Annotated in this window: 26 protein-coding genes; 8 read left to right on the top strand and 18 right to left on the bottom strand. The window is 40.8% G+C overall.

Features of this window, described 5'->3' with window-relative positions:
- Window positions 1-77: 77 nt before the first annotated feature.
- From fusA to fkpA, 8 genes are all read right to left on the bottom strand, one after another.
- Window positions 78-2,195, bottom strand: a complete 2,118-nt coding sequence (gene fusA, locus M992_RS04115; protein ID WP_053907424.1) for an elongation factor G — start codon at window positions 2,193-2,195, stop codon at window positions 78-80.
- A gap of 78 nt (window positions 2,196-2,273) precedes the next feature.
- A complete protein-coding gene (rpsG, locus tag M992_RS04110; RefSeq protein ID WP_053907423.1) occupies window positions 2,274-2,744 on the bottom strand; it encodes a 30S ribosomal protein S7 in 471 nt (156 codons plus the stop codon).
- 96 nt (window positions 2,745-2,840) lie between these two features.
- Complete coding sequence (gene rpsL / locus M992_RS04105) at window positions 2,841-3,215, bottom strand: 30S ribosomal protein S12 (RefSeq protein WP_047255311.1); 375 nt, start codon at window positions 3,213-3,215, stop codon at window positions 2,841-2,843.
- Window positions 3,216-3,352: 137 nt separating this feature from the next.
- The gene (gene tusB, locus M992_RS04100) at window positions 3,353-3,640 is read right to left on the bottom strand and encodes a sulfurtransferase complex subunit TusB (protein ID WP_053907422.1); all 288 of its coding nucleotides are present in this window, start codon (window positions 3,638-3,640) and stop codon (window positions 3,353-3,355) included.
- A gap of 25 nt (window positions 3,641-3,665) precedes the next feature.
- The gene (tusC, locus tag M992_RS04095) at window positions 3,666-4,025 is read right to left on the bottom strand and encodes a sulfurtransferase complex subunit TusC (RefSeq protein WP_053907421.1); all 360 of its coding nucleotides are present in this window, start codon (window positions 4,023-4,025) and stop codon (window positions 3,666-3,668) included.
- An 8-nt stretch (window positions 4,026-4,033) separates the two neighbouring features.
- The gene (gene tusD / locus M992_RS04090) at window positions 4,034-4,420 is read right to left on the bottom strand and encodes a sulfurtransferase complex subunit TusD (protein ID WP_248842486.1); all 387 of its coding nucleotides are present in this window, start codon (window positions 4,418-4,420) and stop codon (window positions 4,034-4,036) included.
- Between the two features lie 14 nt (window positions 4,421-4,434).
- A complete protein-coding gene (locus tag M992_RS04085) occupies window positions 4,435-5,139 on the bottom strand; it encodes a helix-turn-helix transcriptional regulator (protein WP_047255315.1) in 705 nt (234 codons plus the stop codon).
- Between the two features lie 677 nt (window positions 5,140-5,816).
- Entirely contained in the window at window positions 5,817-6,569 is a 753-nt protein-coding gene (fkpA, locus tag M992_RS04080) for an FKBP-type peptidyl-prolyl cis-trans isomerase (protein WP_053907419.1), read from the bottom strand.
- A 432-nt stretch (window positions 6,570-7,001) separates the two neighbouring features.
- Here fkpA and M992_RS04075 point away from each other — a divergent pair, with 432 nt between their 5' ends.
- Window positions 7,002-7,220 (top strand): SlyX family protein, encoded by a 219-nt coding sequence (locus M992_RS04075; protein ID WP_047255317.1) that lies wholly within the window; start codon window positions 7,002-7,004, stop codon window positions 7,218-7,220.
- A gap of 204 nt (window positions 7,221-7,424) precedes the next feature.
- Here the strand turns inward: M992_RS04075 and slyD are convergent, their stop codons facing one another.
- The 4 genes from slyD to kefG all read right to left on the bottom strand — a co-directional run bounded on the left by slyD (window position 7,425) and on the right by kefG (window position 10,691).
- Window positions 7,425-8,024: a peptidylprolyl isomerase gene (gene slyD / locus M992_RS04070; RefSeq protein WP_053907418.1), complete on the bottom strand. Its 600-nt coding sequence runs from the start codon at window positions 8,022-8,024 to the stop codon at window positions 7,425-7,427.
- Between the two features lie 89 nt (window positions 8,025-8,113).
- On the bottom strand, window positions 8,114-8,317 hold the full coding sequence (locus M992_RS04065; protein WP_047255319.1) for a YheV family putative zinc ribbon protein: 204 nt from the start codon (window positions 8,315-8,317) through the stop codon (window positions 8,114-8,116).
- A 14-nt stretch (window positions 8,318-8,331) separates the two neighbouring features.
- Complete coding sequence (gene kefB, locus M992_RS04060) at window positions 8,332-10,137, bottom strand: glutathione-regulated potassium-efflux system protein KefB (RefSeq protein WP_047255320.1); 1,806 nt, start codon at window positions 10,135-10,137, stop codon at window positions 8,332-8,334.
- The gene (kefG, locus tag M992_RS04055; protein WP_047255321.1) at window positions 10,137-10,691 is read right to left on the bottom strand and encodes a glutathione-regulated potassium-efflux system ancillary protein KefG; all 555 of its coding nucleotides are present in this window, start codon (window positions 10,689-10,691) and stop codon (window positions 10,137-10,139) included. The genes kefB and kefG overlap by 1 nt, the downstream gene beginning before the upstream one ends.
- 266 nt (window positions 10,692-10,957) lie before the next feature.
- Between kefG and M992_RS04050 the strand changes: the two genes are divergently transcribed.
- Complete coding sequence (locus tag M992_RS04050; protein ID WP_053907417.1) at window positions 10,958-12,898, top strand: ABC transporter ATP-binding protein; 1,941 nt, start codon at window positions 10,958-10,960, stop codon at window positions 12,896-12,898.
- A 131-nt stretch (window positions 12,899-13,029) separates the two neighbouring features.
- Here M992_RS04050 and M992_RS04045 read toward each other — a convergent pair whose 3' ends face one another.
- The gene (locus M992_RS04045; protein ID WP_053907416.1) at window positions 13,030-13,890 is read right to left on the bottom strand and encodes a MurR/RpiR family transcriptional regulator; all 861 of its coding nucleotides are present in this window, start codon (window positions 13,888-13,890) and stop codon (window positions 13,030-13,032) included.
- A 228-nt stretch (window positions 13,891-14,118) separates the two neighbouring features.
- Here M992_RS04045 and murQ point away from each other — a divergent pair, with 228 nt between their 5' ends.
- Together murQ and murP are read left to right on the top strand one after the other, a co-directional pair.
- The gene (gene murQ, locus M992_RS04040; protein ID WP_047255324.1) at window positions 14,119-15,027 is read left to right on the top strand and encodes an N-acetylmuramic acid 6-phosphate etherase; all 909 of its coding nucleotides are present in this window, start codon (window positions 14,119-14,121) and stop codon (window positions 15,025-15,027) included.
- A 31-nt stretch (window positions 15,028-15,058) separates the two neighbouring features.
- Window positions 15,059-16,525: a PTS N-acetylmuramic acid transporter subunit IIBC gene (gene murP / locus M992_RS04035; protein WP_053907415.1), complete on the top strand. Its 1,467-nt coding sequence runs from the start codon at window positions 15,059-15,061 to the stop codon at window positions 16,523-16,525.
- Between the two features lie 54 nt (window positions 16,526-16,579).
- Here the strand turns inward: murP and M992_RS04030 are convergent, their stop codons facing one another.
- Window positions 16,580-17,185 carry a LysE family translocator gene (locus tag M992_RS04030; protein ID WP_053907414.1) on the bottom strand — a complete coding sequence of 202 codons (606 nt, stop codon included), beginning with the start codon at window positions 17,183-17,185 and terminating at the stop codon, window positions 16,580-16,582.
- A gap of 306 nt (window positions 17,186-17,491) precedes the next feature.
- On the opposite strand from M992_RS04030, the gene M992_RS04020 reads away from it, so the two are divergent.
- From M992_RS04020 to M992_RS04010, 3 genes are all read left to right on the top strand, one after another.
- The gene (locus M992_RS04020) at window positions 17,492-18,469 is read left to right on the top strand and encodes a hydrolase (protein ID WP_053907412.1); all 978 of its coding nucleotides are present in this window, start codon (window positions 17,492-17,494) and stop codon (window positions 18,467-18,469) included.
- Between the two features lie 2 nt (window positions 18,470-18,471).
- The gene (locus M992_RS04015) at window positions 18,472-18,690 is read left to right on the top strand and encodes a YheU family protein (protein WP_047255329.1); all 219 of its coding nucleotides are present in this window, start codon (window positions 18,472-18,474) and stop codon (window positions 18,688-18,690) included.
- Window positions 18,691-18,773: 83 nt separating this feature from the next.
- Complete coding sequence (locus tag M992_RS04010; RefSeq protein WP_053907411.1) at window positions 18,774-19,637, top strand: phosphoribulokinase; 864 nt, start codon at window positions 18,774-18,776, stop codon at window positions 19,635-19,637.
- Between the two features lie 97 nt (window positions 19,638-19,734).
- On the opposite strand, the gene M992_RS04005 is transcribed toward M992_RS04010, so the two are convergent.
- Window positions 19,735-20,142 (bottom strand): OsmC family protein, encoded by a 408-nt coding sequence (locus M992_RS04005; RefSeq protein WP_053907410.1) that lies wholly within the window; start codon window positions 20,140-20,142, stop codon window positions 19,735-19,737.
- 316 nt (window positions 20,143-20,458) lie between these two features.
- On the opposite strand from M992_RS04005, the gene crp reads away from it, so the two are divergent.
- A complete protein-coding gene (gene crp / locus M992_RS04000; RefSeq protein WP_047255332.1) occupies window positions 20,459-21,091 on the top strand; it encodes a cAMP-activated global transcriptional regulator CRP in 633 nt (210 codons plus the stop codon).
- 260 nt (window positions 21,092-21,351) lie between these two features.
- Here crp and argD read toward each other — a convergent pair whose 3' ends face one another.
- From argD to ppiA, 3 genes are all read right to left on the bottom strand, one after another.
- Window positions 21,352-22,581 (bottom strand): bifunctional acetylornithine/succinyldiaminopimelate transaminase, encoded by a 1,230-nt coding sequence (argD, locus tag M992_RS03995; RefSeq protein ID WP_053907409.1) that lies wholly within the window; start codon window positions 22,579-22,581, stop codon window positions 21,352-21,354.
- 240 nt (window positions 22,582-22,821) lie between these two features.
- Window positions 22,822-23,397, bottom strand: a complete 576-nt coding sequence (locus M992_RS03990) for an aminodeoxychorismate synthase component II (protein WP_053907408.1) — start codon at window positions 23,395-23,397, stop codon at window positions 22,822-22,824.
- 471 nt (window positions 23,398-23,868) lie between these two features.
- Window positions 23,869-24,441 carry a peptidylprolyl isomerase A gene (ppiA, locus tag M992_RS03985; protein ID WP_047255335.1) on the bottom strand — a complete coding sequence of 191 codons (573 nt, stop codon included), beginning with the start codon at window positions 24,439-24,441 and terminating at the stop codon, window positions 23,869-23,871.
- Window positions 24,442-24,700 lie beyond the last annotated feature (259 nt).

Here is a 24,700-nt window from a genome sequence, read left to right as displayed (position 1 = left end):
CGACTCTATTCCTTATAGAGTTCCCTCTTCACTATGAAGAAGGAACCAAATTAAATAGTTAAACCGATAAAAATCGATTATCTAGCATTACGCGCTTCAATAACAGCTTGAGCTACGTTGTTTGGCGCTTCGTTGTACTTCAAGAACTCCATAGAGTAAGAAGCACGGCCTTGGGTCTGTGAACGCAGGTCAGTTGCATAACCAAACATTTCAGACAATGGTACTTGTGCGCGAACGATTTTACCAGTAGGGATATCATCCATACCTTCAATCATACCGCGACGACGGTTCAAGTCACCAATTACATCACCCATGTAGTCTTCTGGTGTTTCCACCTCAACTTTCATGACTGGCTCAAGCAGTACTGGACGAGCTCGTTTGAAGCCTTCCTTGAACGCAAGTGATGCAGCCAATTTAAACGCCAACTCAGAGGAGTCAACATCATGGTAAGAACCGAAGTGCAAACGAACACCTAAGTCTACTACTGGATAACCAGCTAATGGACCTGATTTAAGCTGCTCTTGGATACCCTTGTCAACTGCAGGGATGTATTCACCAGGAATTACACCGCCTTTGATTTCGTTAACGAATTCGTAGCCTTTCTCGTTCGTACCAGCTTCCAGTGGATACATGTCGATAACAACATGACCGTACTGACCGCGACCACCAGACTGTTTCGCGTGCTTACCTTCAACATCTTTAACAGTGTCGCGGATAGCTTCACGGTATGCAACCTGAGGTTTACCAACGTTAGCTTCAACTTTAAACTCACGACGCATACGGTCAACCAATACATCCAGGTGAAGTTCACCCATACCTGCGATGATGGTTTGTCCAGTTTCTTCGTCAGTTGACACACGGAAAGATGGATCTTCTTGCGCCAAACGGCCCAATGCGATACCCATTTTTTCTTGGTCAGCTTTAGTTTTTGGTTCAATTGCTACAGAGATTACTGGCTCTGGGAATTCCATACGTTCTAAGATGATTGGTGCATCAACAGCACAAAGAGTATCACCTGTAGTTACGTCTTTCAGACCGATAGCCGCCGCGATGTCACCAGCGCGAACTTCTTTAATCTCTTCACGTTTGTTAGCATGCATCTGAACGATACGACCGAAACGTTCTTTCTTAGATTTAACTGGGTTGAATACGGTATCACCGGAGTTAACCACACCAGAATAAACACGGAAGAATGTTAAGTTACCAACAAATGGGTCAGTTGCGATTTTAAACGCAAGTGATGCAAATGGTTCTTCATCGCTAGGATGACGTTCTGCTGGAGTATCTTTACCGTCGTCTAAAATACCTTTAATTGCCGGTACTTCGATAGGAGATGGTAAGTATTCAACAACAGCATCCAGCATCGCCTGAACACCTTTGTTCTTAAATGCAGAACCACAGGTAACCAGGATGATTTCGTTGTTCAGAACGCGTTGACGTAAGCCTTCTTTAATTTCAGCTTCAGTCAGGTCTTCACCGCCCAGATATTTTTCCATCAGTTCTTCTGATGCTTCTGCTGCAGATTCAACCAAGTTGCTGTGCCATTTATCTGCTAATTCTTGCAGTTCTGCAGGAATATCTTCGTAGACAAAAGTAACGCCCTGATCTTCTTCACTCCACTGAATAGCTTTCATTTTAACCAGGTCAACAACACCTGTGAATGACTCTTCAGCGCCAATAGCTAATTGGAGTGGAACTGGGTTAGCTGCTAAGCGAGTTTTAAGCTGCTCAACAACTTTCAAGAAGTTAGCACCCATACGGTCCATTTTATTTACGAACGCGATACGTGGTACTTTATATTTGTTAGCCTGACGCCATACGGTTTCAGACTGTGGCTGAACACCACCAACCGCACAGTAAACCATTACTGCACCATCAAGAACACGCATAGAACGTTCTACTTCGATTGTGAAGTCAACGTGTCCTGGGGTGTCGATGATGTTTATGCGATGTGGCTCAAACTGTTTTGCCATACCTGACCAGAATGCAGTAGTTGCAGCTGAAGTGATAGTAATACCACGTTCTTGCTCCTGCTCCATCCAGTCCATAGTTGCAGAACCTTCATGAGTCTCACCGATTTTATGGTTTACACCAGTATAGAACAGGATACGTTCTGTAGTAGTGGTTTTACCGGCGTCGATATGTGCACTGATACCGATATTACGGTAACGTGAAATGGGTGTTTGACGAGCCATTTTTTCCTCTCTCGTGGACGTTCGATTCTTATGAAGGGTAGCAAATTGCTACCCTGAGAAATATAACTATCGAAGGGATTACCAACGGTAGTGTGCGAACGCCTTGTTAGCATCTGCCATACGGTGAACGTCTTCACGTTTCTTAACAGCAGTGCCTTTGTTTTCAGCTGCATCCGATAATTCGTTTGCCAGGCGCAGAGCCATTGACTTATCACCGCGTTTACGAGCAGCTTCAACGATCCAACGCATTGCCAGAGCATTACGACGAACCGGACGAACTTCAACTGGTACTTGGTAAGTAGACCCACCTACACGGCGAGATTTAACTTCCACAGTCGGACGCACGTTATCAAGTGCAAGTTCGAATGCATCAAGTTCAGTTTTACCAGAACGCTGAGCCAGGGTCTCAAGCGCGTTATACACGATAGCTTCTGCAGTAGATTTTTTACCGTCTACCATCAGGATATTTACAAATTTAGCCAGTAATTCTGATCCGAACTTAGGATCTGGAAGAATTTTACGTTGACCAATTACACGACGACGTGGCATGGAAATACTCCGTTGTTAATTCAGGTTTGTCCAAAACTCTACGAGTTTATTATGACATTGAAATTAAAAATGTTTGGCCTTACTTAACGGAATCCATTAAGCCTTAGGTCTTTTAGCGCCGTATTTAGAACGACCTTGTCTGCGGTCTTTAACACCTGAACAGTCGAGTGCGCCGCGAACGGTGTGATAACGCACACCTGGTAAGTCTTTAACACGACCACCACGGATCAGAATTACGGAGTGCTCTTGCAAGTTGTGGCCTTCACCACCGATGTAAGAAGAAACTTCGTAACCATTAGTTAAACGAACACGACATACTTTACGCAGTGCTGAGTTTGGTTTTTTTGGTGTAGTAGTATATACGCGAGTACATACACCACGTTTTTGCGGGCACGCTTCCAGAGCTGGAACGTTGCTTTTTGCAACTTTCGAACTACGGGATTTGCGAACCAGCTGATTAATAGTTGCCATTATTAAAAAAGCTCCTGGTTTTTTTTGCTTCGTAAACACGGATTTTGGCCTCGTTTGCCAAGATGACAATACACGAGGACGCGAAATTTTATTGCCGACGGGCTCAGGTGTCAAGAAATATACAGCTTTTGCTGCAATTACCATGCAAAATGCTGAGAATGTTTCACCGTAAGCAGAACAAACTGTTGATATGTGAGCTGAGGAACGTCGATAGATAGTACTGTTTGTAACCCTCTAGCCTCTACATCATCTTTTAATGCAAATATATTGACGCCTTTTTCTTGTAACATTGCCAGATAATATCCTGCATTAGTTGCCGCTAATACCCCATCCTGAATCAGTAAGACTTCATCCTCTGGCGTCAGCAAACTAACTATTGCGGCAAAATCACAATTAAAAGGTGACGATGCGATTGTATAAAGCATAGATGTGATCCTACTACAAGTCAGATCAAAATTTAAGCACAACATCAAACTGAGCTAATTTTTGACCTATCTGCTCAGCAGATATAATTTCAGCATCAATAATTAATTCATTCTCTGAGGATAAGCCTCTCGCCACCAAATCTTCATGGCAAATATAACATTGTTCAATATCGTACAAAGGCAATATCTTAAAAGTCGAAATATAATCACGGCTGTGTATCAGGGCGGGCTGCTGATGTTTTAGGAGCTGGCAAACACCATCAGAAAGAAAGAAAACAGCGATATTATCCGTTAATGCAGATGTCGCTAACAGTGCATCTAAGCCTTCACGTCCATGTGATTGCCCATGAGGCATGGTTGTAAAAACAAAAGCTATTTTTTTCACCCTAAACCTCAAAAACGAATAACACGGTCGCATGTTAGCATCGCTTCTGCTAACGTCCCTAAACCGCTCATAATAAATTTATCAGCCAAATTATATGCGGATTCGCCTAATTCAGCAGCTTGTTCATGATTAATAATCCCACGGCGCAAAGCGGCAGCAACACAAATATGTAATTCACACCCCGCAAGGGCAGAAAATTGCTGCCATGCAGCGACCAAATTAAATTCGTCACTGGCGGGCGATGTCAATCGATTGGCATTATAGACGCCATCTTGATAAAAAAAGATTGTTTTTAACTGATGGCCTTCAGCAAGCAATGCCTGTGCAAATTGGTAAGCGCTCGATGCCTGTTGAGTGCCATAAGCCGGCCCCGTTACAATTAAACAATAATTCAGTATTGCTGGGTTACTCATTCGTCACTCTTGAATTGGCGAATATATAAATACACCGTATGTTTAGAGATATTTAGTCTATCTGCAACTTGGTTAATCGCATCTTTAATATCAAAAATACCTTTTTCGTACAGATTTAATACCACTTGTTTATTTTTGGCATTATTTGATACAGAACGATCGAGATTTACTTCTTCAATAGTATATTCTAACGTCTGTGCAACGAGATCATCCACCGATGAAGCAAAGTTCACATCAGAGTTTATTTCATGTGTCTCTTCAGGAATAAATGTTTTGATAATCTCAGAGAACGGCACATCCAGATTCATATTAATACAGAGCAAACCAATAACTCGCTGCTGACGATTACGAATAGCGATAGTCATCGATTTCATTAAATCACCACTTTTAGCCTTGGTGAAATACGCTTTTGATACGCTAGATTTATCATCGGCCATATCATGCAATGTACGCAATGCCAGATCGGTAATCGGTGAACCGATTTTGCGGCCCGTATGCTGTCCATTAGCAATACGAACAGCTGAATAATTAAGGTCTTCTAAAGAGTGAAGAACAATTTCACAGTGCGCGCCAATTAGCATAGCTAAACCATCAACCGCCGCTTCATAAGATTTAAGTATATCGCGGTCAGTCTCAGTAAAAGGCTGATTATCAAGTAAATTAATATCGTGGTGGTCACTGCTTAATAATGAATTTGACATTCAATACACCATCCTTCAAGTGTAAAAAGTATCATCAAGGCTATTATCGAGTTGCTTAATTATTCTAAAGCCATTATTTCCCGTTATTTTTCCAATGGCAAAGGTGTTAGCGATATTTATTTATCTGAATTAACTCATATTTTAAATTCTGATAGTTTCGGCTAGGCACTTTTTACTTCTACCATTAAATGACTTGGGGATGGCGTCTATTTAACCATGAACAATAGTCGTGAGTGATGATAAGCGCTAAAAATAGTTACCTGTGACGTTAAAACTCCCCTGCGCCGACGTCAAGCAGTTGCTCGCAAGAGAGTCTGTTTTATCACAAACTTTAAATAAAATAACAAATTTTTCGCCTTTTACTTAAGAATAATTATTCCTGATCAATAATTAATTAGTTTGGATATTGGCAAGATATTTATTTCTAACTAGGTTGCTGGTCTGGTTACTATGTGGTTACTATGTCGTTACTATACTATTAATTTGATTAAAGTTTGTGCTATCTTAATTTTAAAATAACGGGAATGTAAAAACTATTTATCTAAAGCTGGCTACGTAAACTCAATAGCAAAAAACCGAGCTCAAAAGCTCGGTTAATTTTTAGTGGCCTCGATTCAATCAGTGATCAGCGTAAATACAGAATTGACTAAACTCTCGCTGATTCAACCACCAACTGATTATTTACCGGCAGGTTTAATATCTAATAATTCAACATCAAAAATCAGCGTTGAATTAGCGGGAATACCAGGCACACCGGCTTCACCATAAGCTAATTCAGGTGGAATAACTAACTGCATTTTGCCACCTTTTTTCAGATGCTGCATACCTTCAGTCCAGCCTTTAATTACTGAATTTAAAGGAATAGTTAGCGGTTCTTTTCGTGCGTAAGAGCTATCAAACTCAGTGCCGTCAATCAAAGATCCTTTATAGTGAACAACCACGGTATCTTTATCTGTAGGTTTAGCGCCATTGCCCTCTTTTTCGATTTTATACAGCAGACCACTTTTAGTTTTTTCTACGCCTTTCTCTTTGGCGTATTTCGCACGATATTCATCGCCTTTTTTAGCGTTAGCAGTAGATTCTTCACTGATTTTCTTCTCAGCGGCTGCTTTTACTTGGCCTTCAAATTCACGTAATGTTTTTTCGACTTCTTCATCGCTCATTTTGCTTTTATTATTGAAAGCATCCTGAACACCTGCCAGCAATTGAGCTTTATCCAGATTAATGCCAATGGATTGTTGTTCATTCAACGAATTTTCCATGTAGCGGCCTAATGATGCGCCCAATGCATAAGCGTTACGCTCTGCGGAATTTTTAAATACAGCCGTTCCTTGGACATCTGCTTTAGTTTCAGCAGCCATAACCTGAGGAGCACCCAGTGTCATTGCTAAGGTTGTTGCCAACAGGGTGGCTTTAAACAGTGATTTCATCCTAATCTCCAATATTTATATTGTCTGCTATGCCTTTAATTATCCGAGATACCATAACATTCTGCTAAGCTAACCAGCAACTCTGCGGCTCAATGCCAAAAGTGCAAAATAATGCAATGGCTGATTTATTGCTAATGTCACGTATTACTCATTTTACGGTAACTCAATTGATAACAAGCATATTCGCCACAATACTCTAGCATAGTAAAAAATAACTCTCTGTGCGGTTTGCACTTTTATCGGTGCAATTTACACGTTAAATAAATGAGTTAATGGCTAATGTTAAAATCATCAATTGGACAACAGTAACAAAAAGAGGTTTCAACGCCTATGCTTTTAAATAAAACTTATCTGTTGATTTGTAATGTTTAGTTAAAATAGCCGCAAATTTATGCGGAAATTATGCAGAAAGTATTTTAAAAGGGGAAAACAATGGATTTACAGCAATATGAACAACGATTAGAAGAGCTCGAAAGTAAAGTTGCGTTCCAAGAAATCACGATTGAGGAGCTTAATCAGATAGTGACCGAACAACAGTTAACATTAGGCCGGATGCAAGAACATTTACGCTTAGTGACTGAACGACTGAAAGCCTCACAAGCATCGAACCTTGCACGCCCAGAAGAAGAAACCCCACCTCCGCATTATTAATCTGCCGGAAGGTATCGCAACAGAAAATAATATGATGCCAAATTGATGAAAGTTATTGCTTGGCGCAAATAAATTAAAGGCCTGAACATATGTTTAGGCCTTTAATTAATAACTGAGCTTATTACTTATAAATCAGCATATAACGATACAAATGAATCGTTCGCCATAATAATTTAAAGCAAAAACTTAGCTATGGCAGGTAAATTAGTGGCAACCACAACCGCCGTGGCCTTGGCCTTTACCTTCGCCGCCGCAGCAGCCACTTTCTTCATGCTCGTGATGACCACCACCACAGCAACCACCTTCGTTGTCATGGTCGTGACCATGATCATGGCCGTTTGCACCGTGTGCATGACCGTGAGCCAATTCTTCTTCAGTTGCTTCACGGATAGCCATGATTTCAACGTTGAATTTTAAGTTTTGGCCTGCCAGCATATGGTTACCATCAACGATAACTTCATCGCCTTCAACGCCTGTGATTTCAACAGGAACTGGGCCCATATCAGTATCAGCTAAAAAGCGCATACCGACTTCAAGTTCTTCAACGCCCATGAATACATCTTTAGGTACACGTTGAACCAGATTGTCATCATACTGGCCATATGCATCATCAGAAGCAACTTCAACGTCGAAACGTTCGCCCGCTTCACGGCCTTCTAATGCTTTCTCTAAACCTGAGATCAAAGAACCACGGCCATGTAAATAGTCGAGTGGCGCATTTGCCGGCGACTCATCAACTAACACACCGTCTTCTGTTCTTACTTGATAAGCCAAGCTAACTACCAAGTCTTTTGCTACTTTCATGACATCTCCTACATACCCGTGGGGCGAAAAATTTCCAAGATTGTACCGGAAAACAAAACATCTGTATTGAGAATTGACAAAAATATGCATTATTCCGGTGTAAACAATCCAATAATTTGCTCAGATTTTTTTATCTTTCCGGATTGTGCTTCATCAGCTTGACGTTGTTGATGTCCACACTCAACACATTCAACGACATCAACCTTATTTTCACGCCACATCATCAAGGTATCTTGTAATTTGCATTGTGGGCACACGGCCCCGGCAATAAACCGTTTACGTATTGTAGGCATCAATTCATGACCTTTTATTTGTCTTCATTCCAACCCTGAGGTTGTCGGCGTTCTCTTTTTAGCTCTTTCTCAAACAATTCATTGAGCTCTCTTCGCGCCTCTTTAATCCGTGACACACGATTCACTTCACCTTCACTTTCAGGAATAATTTCGCGCAGTCCCTGCATGTCCAAACGGCGGAAATGTTGCTTAGCACGATAAGCTTGATGTGGATGCATTCCTGTACTAACTAACGCTTTGCTGCCCAGCTCTAATGCGCTAGAAAATGTTTCACGGCTAAAATCAGTCACCCCACGCTGCAATAATTCATGTGCCTCAACCCGGCCTTTAGCTCGTGCAATAATATGCAAATGAGGGAAATGTACCTGACAAAGCTCAACAATTTCGATCACTTCTTCAGGGACATCACTGGTTATTACGATAGACTTAGCATTTTCAGCACCCGCAGCACGCAGTAATTGTAAATCCCGTGCATCACCATAATAGACGCGATAGCCATAACGACGCATAGTGGTTATCGCAGAAACATCTTGCTCCAATACCGTGATTTTGACTTTATTCGCCATCAATAAGCGACCGATAACCTGCCCCATACGGCCAAAACCGACTAAAATAACATTCGGATTATTATCTTCAACATACGGTTGTTCATCTGATGTGCTTTGTCGATTATATCGGCGATTGAGAATCGCATCTATCAGCTGCATCACAAGTGGCGTCGTCATCATCGAAATAGTCACCACCACGAGCAACAGATCCATTTGCTGACCACTAATTACTTGGCTACCAAACGCGGCAGAAAATACGACGAAAGCAAATTCGCCCCCTTGGCTGAGCACTCCAGAGAACTGCAAACGAGCTCCACTGCGTAATTGAGCCATCATGCCAAGGGCGTACAGTACCAGAGCCTTAACCGCAACTAAAATCACTACGCCCAGTAAGACTTGTGGTAAATACTGCCACAATACACTTAAATTAAGTGACATCCCTACTGAGATAAAAAATAACCCGAGCAGCAGCCCTTTAAACGGTTCAATCGTGATTTCTAACTCATGACGGAATTCGGTATCCGCTAACATCACACCTGCGATAAAAGTACCTAACGCCATAGAAAAACCAAGACTTTCCATAACCATTGCAGATCCCAACACGACCAACAGAGAAGCTGCGGTAAAAATTTCATGCACGCCAGATTTAGCCGCTAATCTAAACAGTGGACGTAATAAATAGCGCCCAACAAACCATAATCCACCAAATGCGACAACTTTCAGCCCGATTCGATACCAATCGCTAGAACCTGTTTCACCGGCTAATAACGGGATTACAGCCAAGATAGGGATCACCGCCATATCTTGAAATAACAGAACGGAGAAACCGAGCTGCCCACTTTCTTTATCGGACATCCCTTTTTCATCCATCAATTGCAATGCCATCGCCGTGGATGACATTGCCATACCTAAACCACCAACAATTGCCGACTGCCAAGAAAAATCCGCTAATATCAATAATCCGCTCATGATGCTGGCAGTAATGATAACCTGCCCAGCCCCAACGCCAAAAATAGAATGTCGTAAAGCCCATAACTTGGCTGGCTTGAGTTCTAATCCAATCAAAAACATCAAGAAAACTACACCTAACTCAGAAAAATGCAGAATATCGTCAACGTTATGGATAAAACCTAGTACAAAAGGACCAATCAAAATCCCGGCCAATAAATAACCAAGAACAGCACCCAGACGAATTTTCTGGGCGATGGGAACCATGATGACCCCAGCACATAAAAAAATAATAATTGAGTCGACTAAATTTAATTCTCCCATTAGGACACACCTCCTGCATCGAGGGGGTGTTGTAGCCAGCGCCGATACGCATCGCAGTAGCCATCAAAGCCCTCTTTTGATTGTTGACGCGCAGCATAAATAACAATCGGTTCTAGCCACTGCATTTCACACATAGCTGCCGTTAATTCAAACGGACGCAGTAATTCATTGATAGCAAAGCGATTATAACCATCGGGCTGATAAGCTTCCTTAGGTTCACCGGTGGTTATCACCGAACGCCAATATTTACCCTTTAGTCTTTGTTCGCCAATATCTGCCGCAAAACGCCGAGTAAGAACGCGGTCAAACCACTCTTTTAATAATGAAGGGCAGCTATAGGTGTACAAAGGGTGCTGAAAAACAATAAATTGATGTTCACAAAGCCGCTGTTGCTCTCGAGTCACATCAATAAAATTATCTGGATACGCGCCATAAAGATCATGAATAGTGACATGCTCAAGATCACTAATTGCAGCTAATAAAGTACGGTTAGCTACCGAATGATAAGGCTCTGGATGGGCGTATAATATTAAAACTTTTGGTGGTTGTGACATTTTTGCTTCCTCAAAGGCGTGTCAGACGGGCGAATTTCCGTTACCATGCTGCCAGCAAAACGGTGGGTGATTTTTAAACCCTATACCTTGAATAGTTCAAAGTGCGGGAAAGCTACAAACCGAAATATCGTAATTCATTTATAGGTTAGTTATTGAATAACTTAGTCATTATCGATATCAGAAAGTGGTTTCAACGGTTACAATACGTCTGCAATTTGAAGTATGATGAGTATGTAATTTAACATATATCTAAATAAACGGCTCCTATGATTGTCTTCTCTTCATTACAAATTCGCCGTGGCGTGCGTGTCCTACTGGATAATGCATCTGCCACGATTAACCCTGGTCAAAAAGTAGGACTAGTGGGTAAAAATGGTTGTGGAAAATCAACACTGCTCGCCTTATTAAAGGGTGAACTTCAAGCTGAAGCAGGCACATTCAGCTATCCTAGCTCATGGGCGCTAGCTTGGGTTAACCAAGAAACGCCAGCATTAGATGTTCCTGCCATTGAATATGTTATTGATGGAGATAGAGAATATCGTCAGTTAGAACAAAATTTACGTGAAGCCAATGAACGCAATGATGGCCATGCTATCGCGGTTCTACACGGACAGTTAGATGCTATTGATGCATGGACGGTTCGCTCCCGTGCTTCGAGCTTATTACATGGGCTAGGCTTTTCACAAAACCAATTATTAGAACCGGTAAAAGCATTCTCGGGAGGCTGGCGTATGCGCCTTAACCTCGCCCAAGCTTTATTATGTCGCTCTGATTTACTGTTATTGGACGAACCAACTAACCACTTAGATTTAGATGCGGTTATTTGGTTAGAAAAATGGCTGAAGAGTTACCCGGGAACGCTGATCCTGATCTCACATGATAGAGACTTTTTAGACCCAATTATCGATAAAGTCCTGCATATTGAACAAGAATCGATGTTTGAATATACCGGAAATTATTCCTCATTTGAGCGTCAACGAGCAACCAAATTAGCTCAGCAACAGGCGCTGTTTGAGAGCCAACAAGTTCGAGCGGCGCATTTGCAACATTATATTGACCGCTTCCGTGCACAGGCGACTAAGGCCAAGCAAGCGCAGAGCCGGATCAAAATGTTAGAAAAAATGGAAATGGTATCACCAGCTCATGTTGATAATCCGTTCCATTTTTCATTCCGTAAGCCCGAAAGCCTGCCTAATCCCTTACTTAAAATGGAAAAAGTCAGCGCAGGATACGGTGATAAAACCATTCTTAATTCAATTAAACTGAATTTAGTGCCGGGTTCACGGATTGGACTGCTGGGGCGAAATGGTGCCGGTAAATCTACCTTAATTAAATTACTGGCGGGCGATCTACAACCTCTTCATGGGGTTATTTCGCTAGCTAAAGGAATTAAGCTCGGTTACTTCGCTCAGCATCAATTAGAATTTTTACGGGCCGATGAATCGCCTCTGCAACATTTGGCTCGGATTGCCCCCCAAGAAACTGAGCAAAAATTACGAGATTATCTTGGCGGATTTGGCTTTCAGGGCGATCTTATCAATGATGCCAGTGGACGTTTTTCTGGCGGAGAGAAAGCTCGTTTAGTCTTAGCTTTACTGGTTTGGCAACGCCCGAATTTATTATTGCTCGATGAGCCAACTAACCATCTTGATCTGGATATGCGCCAAGCATTAACCGAGGCATTAATTAATTTTGATGGCGCGTTAGTGGTGGTCTCGCATGATAGACATTTATTGCGTTCAACCACGGATGAACTGTATCTAGTGCATGGCGGCATGGTAGAACCGTTTGATGGCGATCTGGAGGATTACCAGCAATGGCTGGCCGAACAGAATAAATTAGAACAACAACAAGCCCGTGATGAACAAGACAAAGATAAAGTCGCCACCACAGCAACCGTTACGGCTCAAGATAGAAAAGAGCAAAAAAGACGCGAAGCTGAATTTCGTCAGCAGACTCAACCTATCAGAAAAAAACTGACATCGCTGGAAAAGCAGATGGAAAAATATACTCAGCAATTGACAGAATGTGAGGCTAAACTGGCCGATAGCTCAATTTATGAAGCCGGCAATAAAACCTTGTTAACTGAGTGTTTGAAGCAGCAGACAGAAATAAAATCTGCTCTAGACGACGTTGAAATGGAATGGATGGAGCTTCAAGAACAGCTGGAATCAATGACTAATCAATTAAACGAGACGTCAATTTAATATTCCGCGTTCATTTTACACATAATCGAACCATCCCTATGAGCTTATCTAGGGATGGTACTTTTAATCGAAAATTCATCCTAATCGATACCAATTAAATTAATCTCTTGCTAGTTATTCATATCAATGTTCTAGTCATCAAGGCTGTTGATAGTTAATCGTGCATTCATTACCAAATTCTTAGCCAGTTCTTCTCGCCGCCGCAATAACGCCATAAACAATAAATCGGTTAACGTATTTTGTGCCGTACGCGAGGATATCGATGAGCTACGCCACTCATTTTCTTCAGCCACACTTTCTAGAACGTAATCAGCGATTTTCGCCAAAGGTGACTGCTTATTTTGTGTAATCGCAATAATGGTCGCTCCCTGTTTTTTGGCCACCGATGCCGCAGCGCACATATCTTTTCTACGCCCAGTAAATGAAATAACAATTTGTACATCCTGCGTATTCAGGGTTAAAGCCGCTGCAATTTGCACATGGTGATCCGCCTCAACCAAGGTGGTAATTCCAATTTTTTGTAATTTATAACCTAAATCTTTGGCTGTTAGCCCAGAGCCACCAATTCCAACAATTTGTACTCGATGCGCCACATTAATTTTACTCACAATCTTTTCAAACAGACTAAAAGAAATTCGCTGGGTCGTTTCGGTAATCGAATAATTTTTTTCCTGCGCCAACTTTTGTGCCATCACCATCAACGAATCATCACTAGTAATATGGTTATGTAGCGCCCCCTGAGGATGATCAAACACCGCCTGTTTACGCCCAAGCTCTTCGCTAATCGCTAATTTTAAAGCCGGAAAACCTTTTAGGCCCATCTTTTGGCTGAATTTAATAATCGCCGATTGGCTAACATTCATCTGCTCAGCTAATTGTAGCGAAGACAATTCGATAACTTTTTCAGGGCAGTTAATAATATATTCAGCAATTTTTTGCTGATTATCGGCTAACTGGGGTAAGCGCCAAATAATTTCTGTCAAAATTGACATGAATAACCTCAATTAAAAATAAATACTAAATTATTCCACAGTTAAAATAGGTATTAATTAATTAAAAATCTTATTTATCAAAAAAATAACCTACATTTGGTATACATTCATCGTGCAATTATTCCTTATTATTCACGATAAGGAATAGATAAGGTTGTGATTATTGTCACACTAAAAGAATAAATAATTCCTTACTATCGCCGCAATATTACGCATTAGGAGCAACAAATGGCAATCGATCTGAGCAAAATGGTGACAGAAAGTCGTAATCCGGCCAGTGAGAATATTGATCAACTTTCAACGCTGGATATGCTGAAAGTGATTAATCAAGAAGATAAAAAAGTGCCACTCGCGGTAGAGTGTATTCTGCCGAACATCGCCCAACTGGTTGATAAAGTTGCAGAGGCTTTTCACCAAGGCGGACGACTAATCTACAGTGGTGCAGGCACATCTGGCCGCTTAGGAATTTTGGACGCTAGTGAATGCCCGCCAACTTTCGGTACACCACATGAACAAGTTATTGGTCTCATTGCAGGCGGCCACCAAGCAATCTTACGTGCTGTAGAAAATGCCGAAGATAACCGCGAGCTGGGTCAAGCTGACTTAGAAAAGATTGGGTTTAATCAACGCGATATTTTAGTTGGTATCGCTGCAAGTGGGCGCACACCTTATGTTCTAGGCGCAATGGACTATGCTCGCTCAGTGGGAGCAACCGTTGCCGCTATCAGCTGTAATCCGGATAGTCCAATGGCACAACAAGCCGATATTCCACTCACGATTATCGTCGGACCTGAAGTTGTTACTGGCTCATCACGCATGAAAGCAGGCACCGGACAAAAATTAGTTCTCAATATGATAACTACGGGTGCCATGATCAAAATGGGCAAAGTGTTCGGTAATTTAATGGTCGATGTTGAAGCCACCAATGCCAAGCTGATCGAACGCCAAACGCGCATTGTTATGGAAGCAACCGAGTGCGATCGTGAAACCGCAGAACAGGCCTTACAACAATGTGAACGCCACTGTAAAACTGCGATTGTCATGATCCTCACCGGGCTAAATGCACAACAAGCGAAACATTTACTGTCCGATAATCACGGTTTTATTCGCTCAGCGCTCAGCGCAGACCAACAGTAAAATTCGACAATCATCCGCGGTGAGGAATATCATGGCGAAAATAACCAATGAAATGTTATTGCAGATCTTACAAGCAATAGGCGGCACAAATAACGTCAAGCAGTGCGGTAACTGTATGACTCGCCTGCGCTTGACGCTACAAAATGAACACTATGTTGATAAAGCAGCAATTAAGCAAGTTGACGGCGTGCTTGGCGTGATTGAAAGCGACCAACAATTACAAATTGTCTTAGGCCCAGGAAAAGCTCAAACCGCGGCTGAAATGATGAATCAACTATTGGAAACAGCTTCGCAAGATGATGCGCCAATAACCGAACAAAATCAGGATCTAAACTCTTTAGCTTCAACCAATAAACAGCAACTAAAACAGAAACAAACCACCGCAGTTCACCGTTTCTTATCAAAATTTGCGACTATTTTTACACCACTGATCCCTGGTTTTATCGCCGCAGGATTATTATTAGGTATCGCCACCCTTATCAAGCAAAGTGTTTACCCTCAGGGATTACCCGACGACCCTGCGGCTCATGGCCATCTTGTGCATTTGATCCTCTATATGTCGATTTTTGCCAAAGGATTATTTAGTTTCCTAGGAATTTTAATCGGTTACAACGCACAAAAAGCTTTTGGTGGCAGTGGCGTTAACGGTGCCATTATTGCCTCAATCTTTATGCTGGGCTATAACCCGGAAATCGCCAGTGGCGTATTCTCCGGCATGAGCACCTTTTTTGGTTTAGAGATAGACCCTCGCGGCAATATTATCGGGATTTTAATTGCCTGTATTTTCGGAGCATGGGTAGAAAAACAGGTCAGAAAAATTATCCCGGGCAATCTCGACATGATTTTAACCTCCACGCTCACTCTATTGATTGTCGGGGCAGTAACCTATGTTGCAATTATGCCTATCGGTAGTTGGTTATTCAGTGGAATGTCATGGTTATTTATGCATCTCAACAGTAACCCGTTTGGCACCGCGATACTGGCTGGGTTATTCTTAATTGCCGTTATGTTTGGTGTACATCAAGGATTTATTCCGGTATATCTGGCTTTAGTTGATGCTCAAGGCTTTAACTCACTGTTCCCAATTTTAGCCATGGCTGGCGGTGGACAAGTCGGAGCGGCTATCGCTCTATACGTCAAAGCCAAAAAAGATTCGTTGCTGCGTAACCAAATTCGCGGGGCAATTATTCCTGGTTTCTTAGGTATTGCTGAACCACTGATTTATGGCGTCACATTACCGCGTGTTAAACCGTTTATTACCGCTTGTCTTGGCGGTGCAGCAGGGGGATTCTTTATTGGCCTTGTTGCTTGGATGGGGCTACCGATGGGACTAAATACCGTATTTGGTCCATCAGGCTTAGTCGCTATTCCATTGATGACCTCAGCCAGTGGTGTTTTTGCCGCAATGAGCGTGTATGTCATCGGGTTATTAATCGCGTATTTATGTGGCTTTATTTTCACGTATTTCTTTGGCAGTAAAAATACCGATTTAACCTAATATCGTGATAACAGAGAAGGAACAATAAATAAGGTTCCTTCTCTATCACCGTCACTATTCTAGCCAAATTAATGGTACACACAGCGCAGTAAATAATCCCATCATAATATTGAAAATAAACCATGCTTGGCGGCCTCGAAGAAAACGGCCAATTAATGCCCCACTTGCCATCCAAATTAACCCTGCCACCAAATTTACACTGATCATCGCAATGCTCATGACCACAATCGATGAAAAAAATTGATCGCCTGCTAAGCTATAACTGCCCACTGCACCTAATCCCATCAACCATGCTTTGGGATTTAAAAACTGCAATAATCCGCCCTGATACCAAGTCACAGGTCGCGATAGATTTGATTCTGTTTTCACTGGAGCATAATTTGCACTGGCTGTTTTCCACGCTAACCACAGTAAATAAACACTGCCTGCAATTTTCATCAATAAATGCAGTGCGGGATAAATCAATAATAAAGCCGCAACGCCAAAAGCCGATAAATACAGAATAGATTGCATTCCTAACATAATACCCACGAGTAACATTAAGGTTCGGCGAAAACCATAATTAGCCGCGGATGAGGTTAATAATACGTTATTCGGTCCCGGTGTAATTGCAGCAATAAATAAAAACGTAAACAGAGAAAAAATTAGCCCGACAGTCATGTATAATCCTTATTCTATTGTGCATATACCGGACATACCTCAAGATGCGGGTATATTTGCTATTATAGCTTCGCGGCTTATCACCGCGCGCGATAATAGCGGTCATCTGTCCGCTATTATTAAAGCAATAAATGACATTGCAAAATGCGTAATAAATAGGCCGGATCAAGCATCAGCGAACCGGATATCATCAACAGTGTTTGCCCCTTTCTTAAGTACGCTATGGGAAACAATGCTTGCATGATTTAAAAATAACAGTATGTTATCCGCCTCACAAGAGCGCTAATAATTTAAATTAAAAATGTTATGCCAGAGAATTTTCGCCCGATAAACTGGGCTAAAAACCCACATTTACAGACACTTTTACCCCGAATTTTTAGACGGACGCCAAACATTAAGCCCGTTTGGCAACGCCTTGAACTTCCGGATAGCGATTTTATCGATCTCGCATGGAGTGAACCGCCTGTTGATGCAATTAACAAACCGCGCTTAGTCATTTTCCATGGACTCGAGGGCAGTTTTAACAGCCCTTATGCACACGGTATGCTAGAAACAGCTCAAAAACATGGCTGGCTGGGGGTGATCATGCATTTTCGTGGCTGCAGTGGAGAGCCAAATCGCCAACAACGGATTTATCACTCTGGAGAGACTAGCGATGCGCGCTATTTTTTACATTGGCTGACCAAAACTTTTGGTAAAGCGCCAACTGCGGCTGTCGGGTATTCACTCGGGGGTAATATGCTCGCGTGCTATTTAGCAGAAACAGGTAATCAGGCCGAATTAGATGCTGCCGTCGTTGTTTCTGCACCATTAATGCTGGAAGCCTGTTCCCTGCGAATGGAAAAAGGCGTTTCACGCTTTTATCAACGCTATTTACTAAATGGGCTTAAACGTAATGCAACACGCAAATTAGTCCGTTATCCGGGATCATTGCCGCTTAATTTAATTCAATTAAAGAAATTAAAAAAAATCAGAGAGTTTGATGATGTGATCACCGCTAAAATTCATGGTTTTTGCGATGCCGATGATTATTATCGCCGTTGTAGCGCCCTTCCTCGGCTACCACAAATCACCAAACCAACATTAATTATTCATGCTAAAGACGATCCTTTTATGGCACCAGAAGTGGTACCTAATTTAGCGTTATTACCTGATAACATTGAATATCAAATGACTGAACATGGTGGGCATGTGGGATTTGTTAGCGGTACATTCAAGCGCCCAGAAATGTGGTTAGAACAGCGCATTCCACAATGGTTATCTCCTTATTTGGACAAAAAATAATTATGATTATTCCATGGCAAGATATCGCAGCTGATACGCTAGAAAGTTTGATAGAAAGTTTTGTTTTGCGCGAAGGTACTGATTATGGCGCACAAGAAAAATCGCTCGAACAGAAAGTGAATGATGTAAAACGGCAGTTAGCCGCAGGAGAAATTGTGTTAGTCTGGTCAGAATTGCATGAATCGGTTAATTTTATGCCGAAAGATCAATTTCGCCCGTAATTATTCACAGCACTCTGTCACTGTCTAATCACCGATTTTACCGATAGAGCAACCTGTGGAAGCGTAACAGGGAGTCTCCATTAATGTCGCAAAAACATCCAATTATTGCCGTAACTGGTTCAAGTGGTGCTGGTACAACCTCAACTAGCGTTGCTTTCCGTAAAATATTCAATCAATTAAATATCAGCGCAGCTTCAATTGAAGGTGATAGTTTTCACCATTATACGCGACCTGAAATGGATATGGCCATCCGCAAAGCCCGTGAGCAAGGCCGCCATATCAGCTATTTTGGCCCTGAAGCTAATGATTTTTCGTTACTGGAACAAACCTTAGTTGATTATGCTAAAACGGGTACTGGCCGCAGTCGAAAATATCTACATACCTACGATGAAGCCGTTCCTTATGGCTTACAGCCGGGAATTTTCACGCCATGGGAACCATTGCCCGACAATACGGATATTCTTTTTTACGAAGGCCTACATGGCGGCATTGTAACGCCGGAGCATAATGTAGCACAGCACGTTGATCTATTAGTTGGGGTCGTACCAATTGTTAACTTGGAATGGATTCAGAAATTAATTCGTGACACGACCGAACGAGGTCATTCTCGAGAAGCAGTGATGGATTCAGTGGTGCGCTCAATGGGTGATTATATTAATTTCATTACTCCCCAATTTTCTCGCACTCATATCAACTTTCAGCGGGTTCCGACAGTCGATACCTCCAATCCATTTGAAGCCCAAGCCATTCCGTCACAGGATGAAAGTTTTATTGTAATCCGCTTTAATGGCTTATCACATATTGATTTTCCATACTTATTATCGATGATCAACGGATCTTTTATATCAGCAATGAACACTATTGTTGTTCCAGGCGGTAAATTAAGCTTAGCAATGGAATTAATAATGACCCCATTAGTCGAAAAATTAATACGTGGTAAGAAATAATAATTAAATTGATGCCCTCTTTTATTAAAAACAGTTTATTGTTGATAATTTATTGTGATGGGCATCAAACTTTAAAAAAGTTTAGTAAAAATAAAATTTATTTTAGATTTCTAATTTCAAAACTGTGAGTTACTTTTACCGCTTTTTCTAACATCATAGAAACTGAACAATATTTATCAGCAGAAAGTTTTACCGCTCGTTCAACCATTTTATCGTTTAAGTCATTACCGGAAACAATAAAGTGAAGATTAATATAAGTAAAATAACGTGGTATTTCTTCACGACGCTCAGAAGTTAATTTAACTTCACAATCAGTCACTTCATTGCGTCCCTTTTGTAAAATAGATATCACATCAATCGCGCTACATCCGCCAACCGCCATTAAAACCATTTCCATTGGACTAGGCGCTTTATCGCCAGAATTACCATCCATCATTAATTGATGGCCTGATGCTGACTCTCCTAAAAAAGAAAGACCTTCAACCCACTTAACTCTTGCTTCCATGATAATACTCCGCCATATAAACTGATTTTATATTAACTAAAAGACTACCCTTTCATATAATCGCTGGCAATCTGATTACTGATTTATTAAGCTGAAACGAGACAAGCAAGACTTCCAGTAATTAATATGTTAAAAATATAAACTGCTAAAACGGGGTAAGATCAATACCTAACAGTATAGTTAAATATATTATACGATTAATATTAACTTGCCTCATCGGGCTTATTAATATGTTAAGCTACTGACTTTAAGCTAACCCACTCAATAAAATTATATTTATCGAGTTAGCTGCAATAACATACAGAGGATAACGCGAATGATTCTCGGCAAGCCACAAACAGACCCGACTCTTGAATGGTTTTTGTCACACTGCCATATTCATAAATATCCATCCAAGAGCACGCTGATCCATCAAGGTGAGAAAGCAGAAACACTTTATTATATTGTAAAAGGTTCTGTGGCTGTTTTAATTAAAGATGAAGAAGGCAAAGAGATGATCCTCTCCTATTTAAATCAGGGAGATTTCATCGGTGAGCTTGGATTATTTGAAGAAGGGCAGGAGCGCTCAGCATGGGTACGCGCCAAAAGTGCTTGTGAAGTTGCTGAAATTTCGTATAAAAAGTTCCGTCAATTAATTCAGGTTAATCCTGATATTTTGATGCGCTTATCAGCACAAATGGCAAGTCGTCTGCAAACCACGTCGGAGAAAGTAGGTAACTTAGCTTTCTTAGACGTAACCGGCCGTATTGCGCAAACACTATTAAGTTTAGCCAAACAACCTGACGCAATGACGCATCCTGATGGTATGCAAATTAAAATTACTCGTCAGGAAATCGGCCAGATCGTTGGATGTTCCCGTGAAACTGTTGGCCGCATTTTAAAAATGCTGGAAGACCAAAACCTGATTTCTGCGCATGGAAAAACAATTGTGGTCTACGGAACACGATAAACAGAATCAATGCTCAGTAATACCCATGTGTCAAACATTCTGTAGTACAAAATGTAGTAGAAAATGTAGTACAAAATACAGTATAAAATACGCGTGATAAAACATTACGATTTATCACGACGTTACAACGCCCATTGAACTGCACGTATACAATTAATTGTTCACTCTACACCACAGCAAATCAATCGGTATCAGAGATAAACCAGTGCTTATCATCACGATAACACTGGTTTATTGTTAAATAATAAATATTTGCATTTTTATGCAATTAACCCTGCAATTGCCAGCTCTAATTTTTTCATACCCTCAGCAATATCTTCAGTAGGAATAATCAGTGATGGGGTAAAACGCAAAACATTTTGTCCAGCATTTAGCATCATTAGGCCTTCATGGGCGCAAGCTTGTAATATCTCTTTCGATTTATTTTTCAATGACCCAGTTAATTCCGCACCAATTAATAAACCTAAACCTCGGATCTCATCAAATACGGCATATTTGCTATTAATCTCGTGTAGATAATTAATAAATAGCTGACGACGAACTTCAACGCCCTGTAAAACGTCAGGCGTATTAATAATATCAAAAGCTGCATTACCGACTGCGCAGGCTAATGGGTTTCCACCGTACGTTGTTCCATGAGTTCCTGGCCCCATCATTTGTGCTATTTCTGCGGTAGTTAACATAGCACTAATCGGGAAACCACCACCTAACGCTTTAGCTGTGGTCAAAATATCTGGAACAATACCATAATGCATATAAGAGAATAATTTACCTGTCCGCCCCATACCACTCTGAACTTCATCAAAAACTAATAGCGCTTGATTTTCATCGCACAACTTACGAACGCCCTGCATAAACTCAGTAGTTGCGGCAATAACTCCACCCTCACCTTGCACTGGCTCTAACACCACAGCACAAGTATGATCATCAATTACCGCTTTTACTGCCGCTAAATCATTAAAAGGAACATGAATAATATCCGCAGGTTTAGGACCGAATCCATCAGCATATTTTGGCTGGCCCCCCACAGAAACTGTAAACAGTGTGCGCCCATGGAATCCTTGTTTAAAAGCAATAATTTTTGTTTTATACGGATTATGTTTAGTGATCGCATAATGGCGTGCCAACTTAAAAGCCGCTTCATTAGCTTCTGCGCCCGAGTTGGCAAAAAATACTTTTTCAGCAAAAGTGGCGGAAATCAATTTTTGCGCCAATGTTAACGCAGGTTCATTAGTAAAAATATTACTAACATGCCATAATTTTTCGCTTTGCTGTTGAACAGCTTGAATCAGTGCGGGATGACAATGTCCTAAGGCTAGTACAGCAATACCACCGGCAAAATCAATATATTGCTTACCTTGTTGATCCCAAACTCGACTACCTTGCCCTTTCACTGGAATAAACTCAGCGGGCGAATAGATAGGCAACATAACCTGATCATAGGTTTGCCGATTTACTAAATTTGCTGTTCCTACCACTGATTCTGTCATAGCGCTCACCTAAATAGCCCTTAGCTAAACTGTATTGTTTATCTTAAATGAAAATATAATCATTAAATATGAATAAAAAATCAATAAAGGGCAACTAATAAATCAATAAAATAAAATAAAATTGAACATAGGGAGGACGAACGATAGGGAATAAATAGAGAATTTTACTAATAATTGATTAAGTGCAGCCAATGAACTAAAGGCCATAGGCTGCACTATTTAGCATGAAGATAAATGTAATTAGTATTTAAGAAAATTACTTAATAATAGGTGGCCCTGTTCACTTAAAATACTTTCAGGGTGAAACTGTACGCCTTCGATAGGCAAGGTTTTATGGCGAATGCCCATAATCTCATCTATATCACCGTTATTTAACGACCAAGCTGTAACCTCAAATGCAGCAGGTAATGTCTCCGCCGCAACCACCAACGAATGATAACGAGTTACCGTTAATGGCCGGTTAAGCCCTTTAAATACACCTTGTTGATTATGGTGGATGGCCGATGTTTTACCGTGCATAACCTCACGAGCCTGAACTACCGATGCACCAAAAGCTTGCCCAATCGCTTGATGACCAAGGCAAATGCCAAGAATAGGGATCTCACCGGCAAAGTGTTTAATCACTTCCAGAGAAATTCCCGCTTCATTAGGCGTGCAGGGACCGGGTGAAATAACGATATGTGTAGGAGCAAGTTGTTCAATATCTACAAGAGTAATCTCATCATTACGCTTAACAACCACTTCTGTATCTAGCTCACAAAAATACTGATATAGGTTATAAGTAAATGAATCATAATTATCAATAAGTAACAGCATATTAGCCTATCCGACTGATTTTTTTATCATTATTTTAGTGGCCACTGACATGAAATAACGACTCTGTCAATTAGGCGACCGGCTAAAAATGGCCAGAAATTATTATAGGGCGGCTATCATAGCACAGCCTGACGAGGAAAATAGCCCATTTAAATCATTGGTACTATTTTTTAGCGAATAAAAACTTCATGTAAATCATATAGCTATATATTACAAAATCATAACACGTGACTATAAGTTGACCAGACAGAAGAAAAAATTCAATAAATCAAACTGTTATTGTTCGATGATCTTTAATCTATTTTCAAGATAAACATAAAGCAGAAAAAACAAGTAACTAATAAGTTAATAAATTAAGAGCTGGATAATAAAATCAAGATAAGATAGAGAAATGAACAAAAAAGAATTAATAATATTCAACAGCAGATGAGATACTATCTTCATCTGCTGACTAGAATAATTTAATAAAAATTAAGGTTTTTTAACTACTTGAGCAGAAATAATGGTTATTGGTTCAACGGGAACATTTTGATATGGGCCAACATTTTCAGTTTTCACTTTAGCTATTTTATCAACCACATCCATACCTTTAACCACCTTACCAAATACAGCATAGCCAAAGTCGCGCTGACCATGATCTAAGAAGGCATTATCCGCAATATTGATAAAAAATTGGCTGGTAGCACTATCTTTACTGGTAGTTCGCGCCATAGCAACGGTTCCACGCAAATTACGCAAACCATTATCGGCCTCATTTTTAATCGGAGCTCGGGTTTGTTTCTGTTGTAATTCTTTATTAAATCCACCACCTTGGATCATAAACCCTGGGATCACTCGATGAAACGTCGTACCGTTATAATACCCCTCATTGACATATTGCATAAAATTATCAGTAGTCACTGGCGCTTTTTTATCATTTAATTCTAATTCGATATCACCCGCAGATGTAACTAACTTCACATAAGTCTCACCTGCCGCAACCGCCATAGAAGAAACACTAATAGCACAGACCGCCAGTAAAGGCATAAAAATACGTTTTAACATTAAAGATCCCTTTATTATTACCCAATAATCTATTAATCAACTAATTCTAGAGCGAGGCTAAAAATATTGTCGAAGATTTACCTTTATTTACGTCATTTACGCCAAAAAACCATTATTACGACAATAAATAATCTCCGGCTATTTTGGCATAAAAAAAAATAACTTATCGCCTGAAAAACAGCGTAATAGATAAAAAATAGTTATCAAGCCGATAAACGTGCAACAATAACTAAAACAATCTTTGTCTGTCTGTTTGCCT

This window comes from Moellerella wisconsensis ATCC 35017 (assembly GCF_001294465.1).
Lineage (GTDB): Bacteria > Pseudomonadota > Gammaproteobacteria > Enterobacterales > Enterobacteriaceae > Moellerella > Moellerella wisconsensis.
Note: the sequence above shows the minus strand (reverse complement) of the source record. Positions and strands in the feature narration are given on the sequence as shown.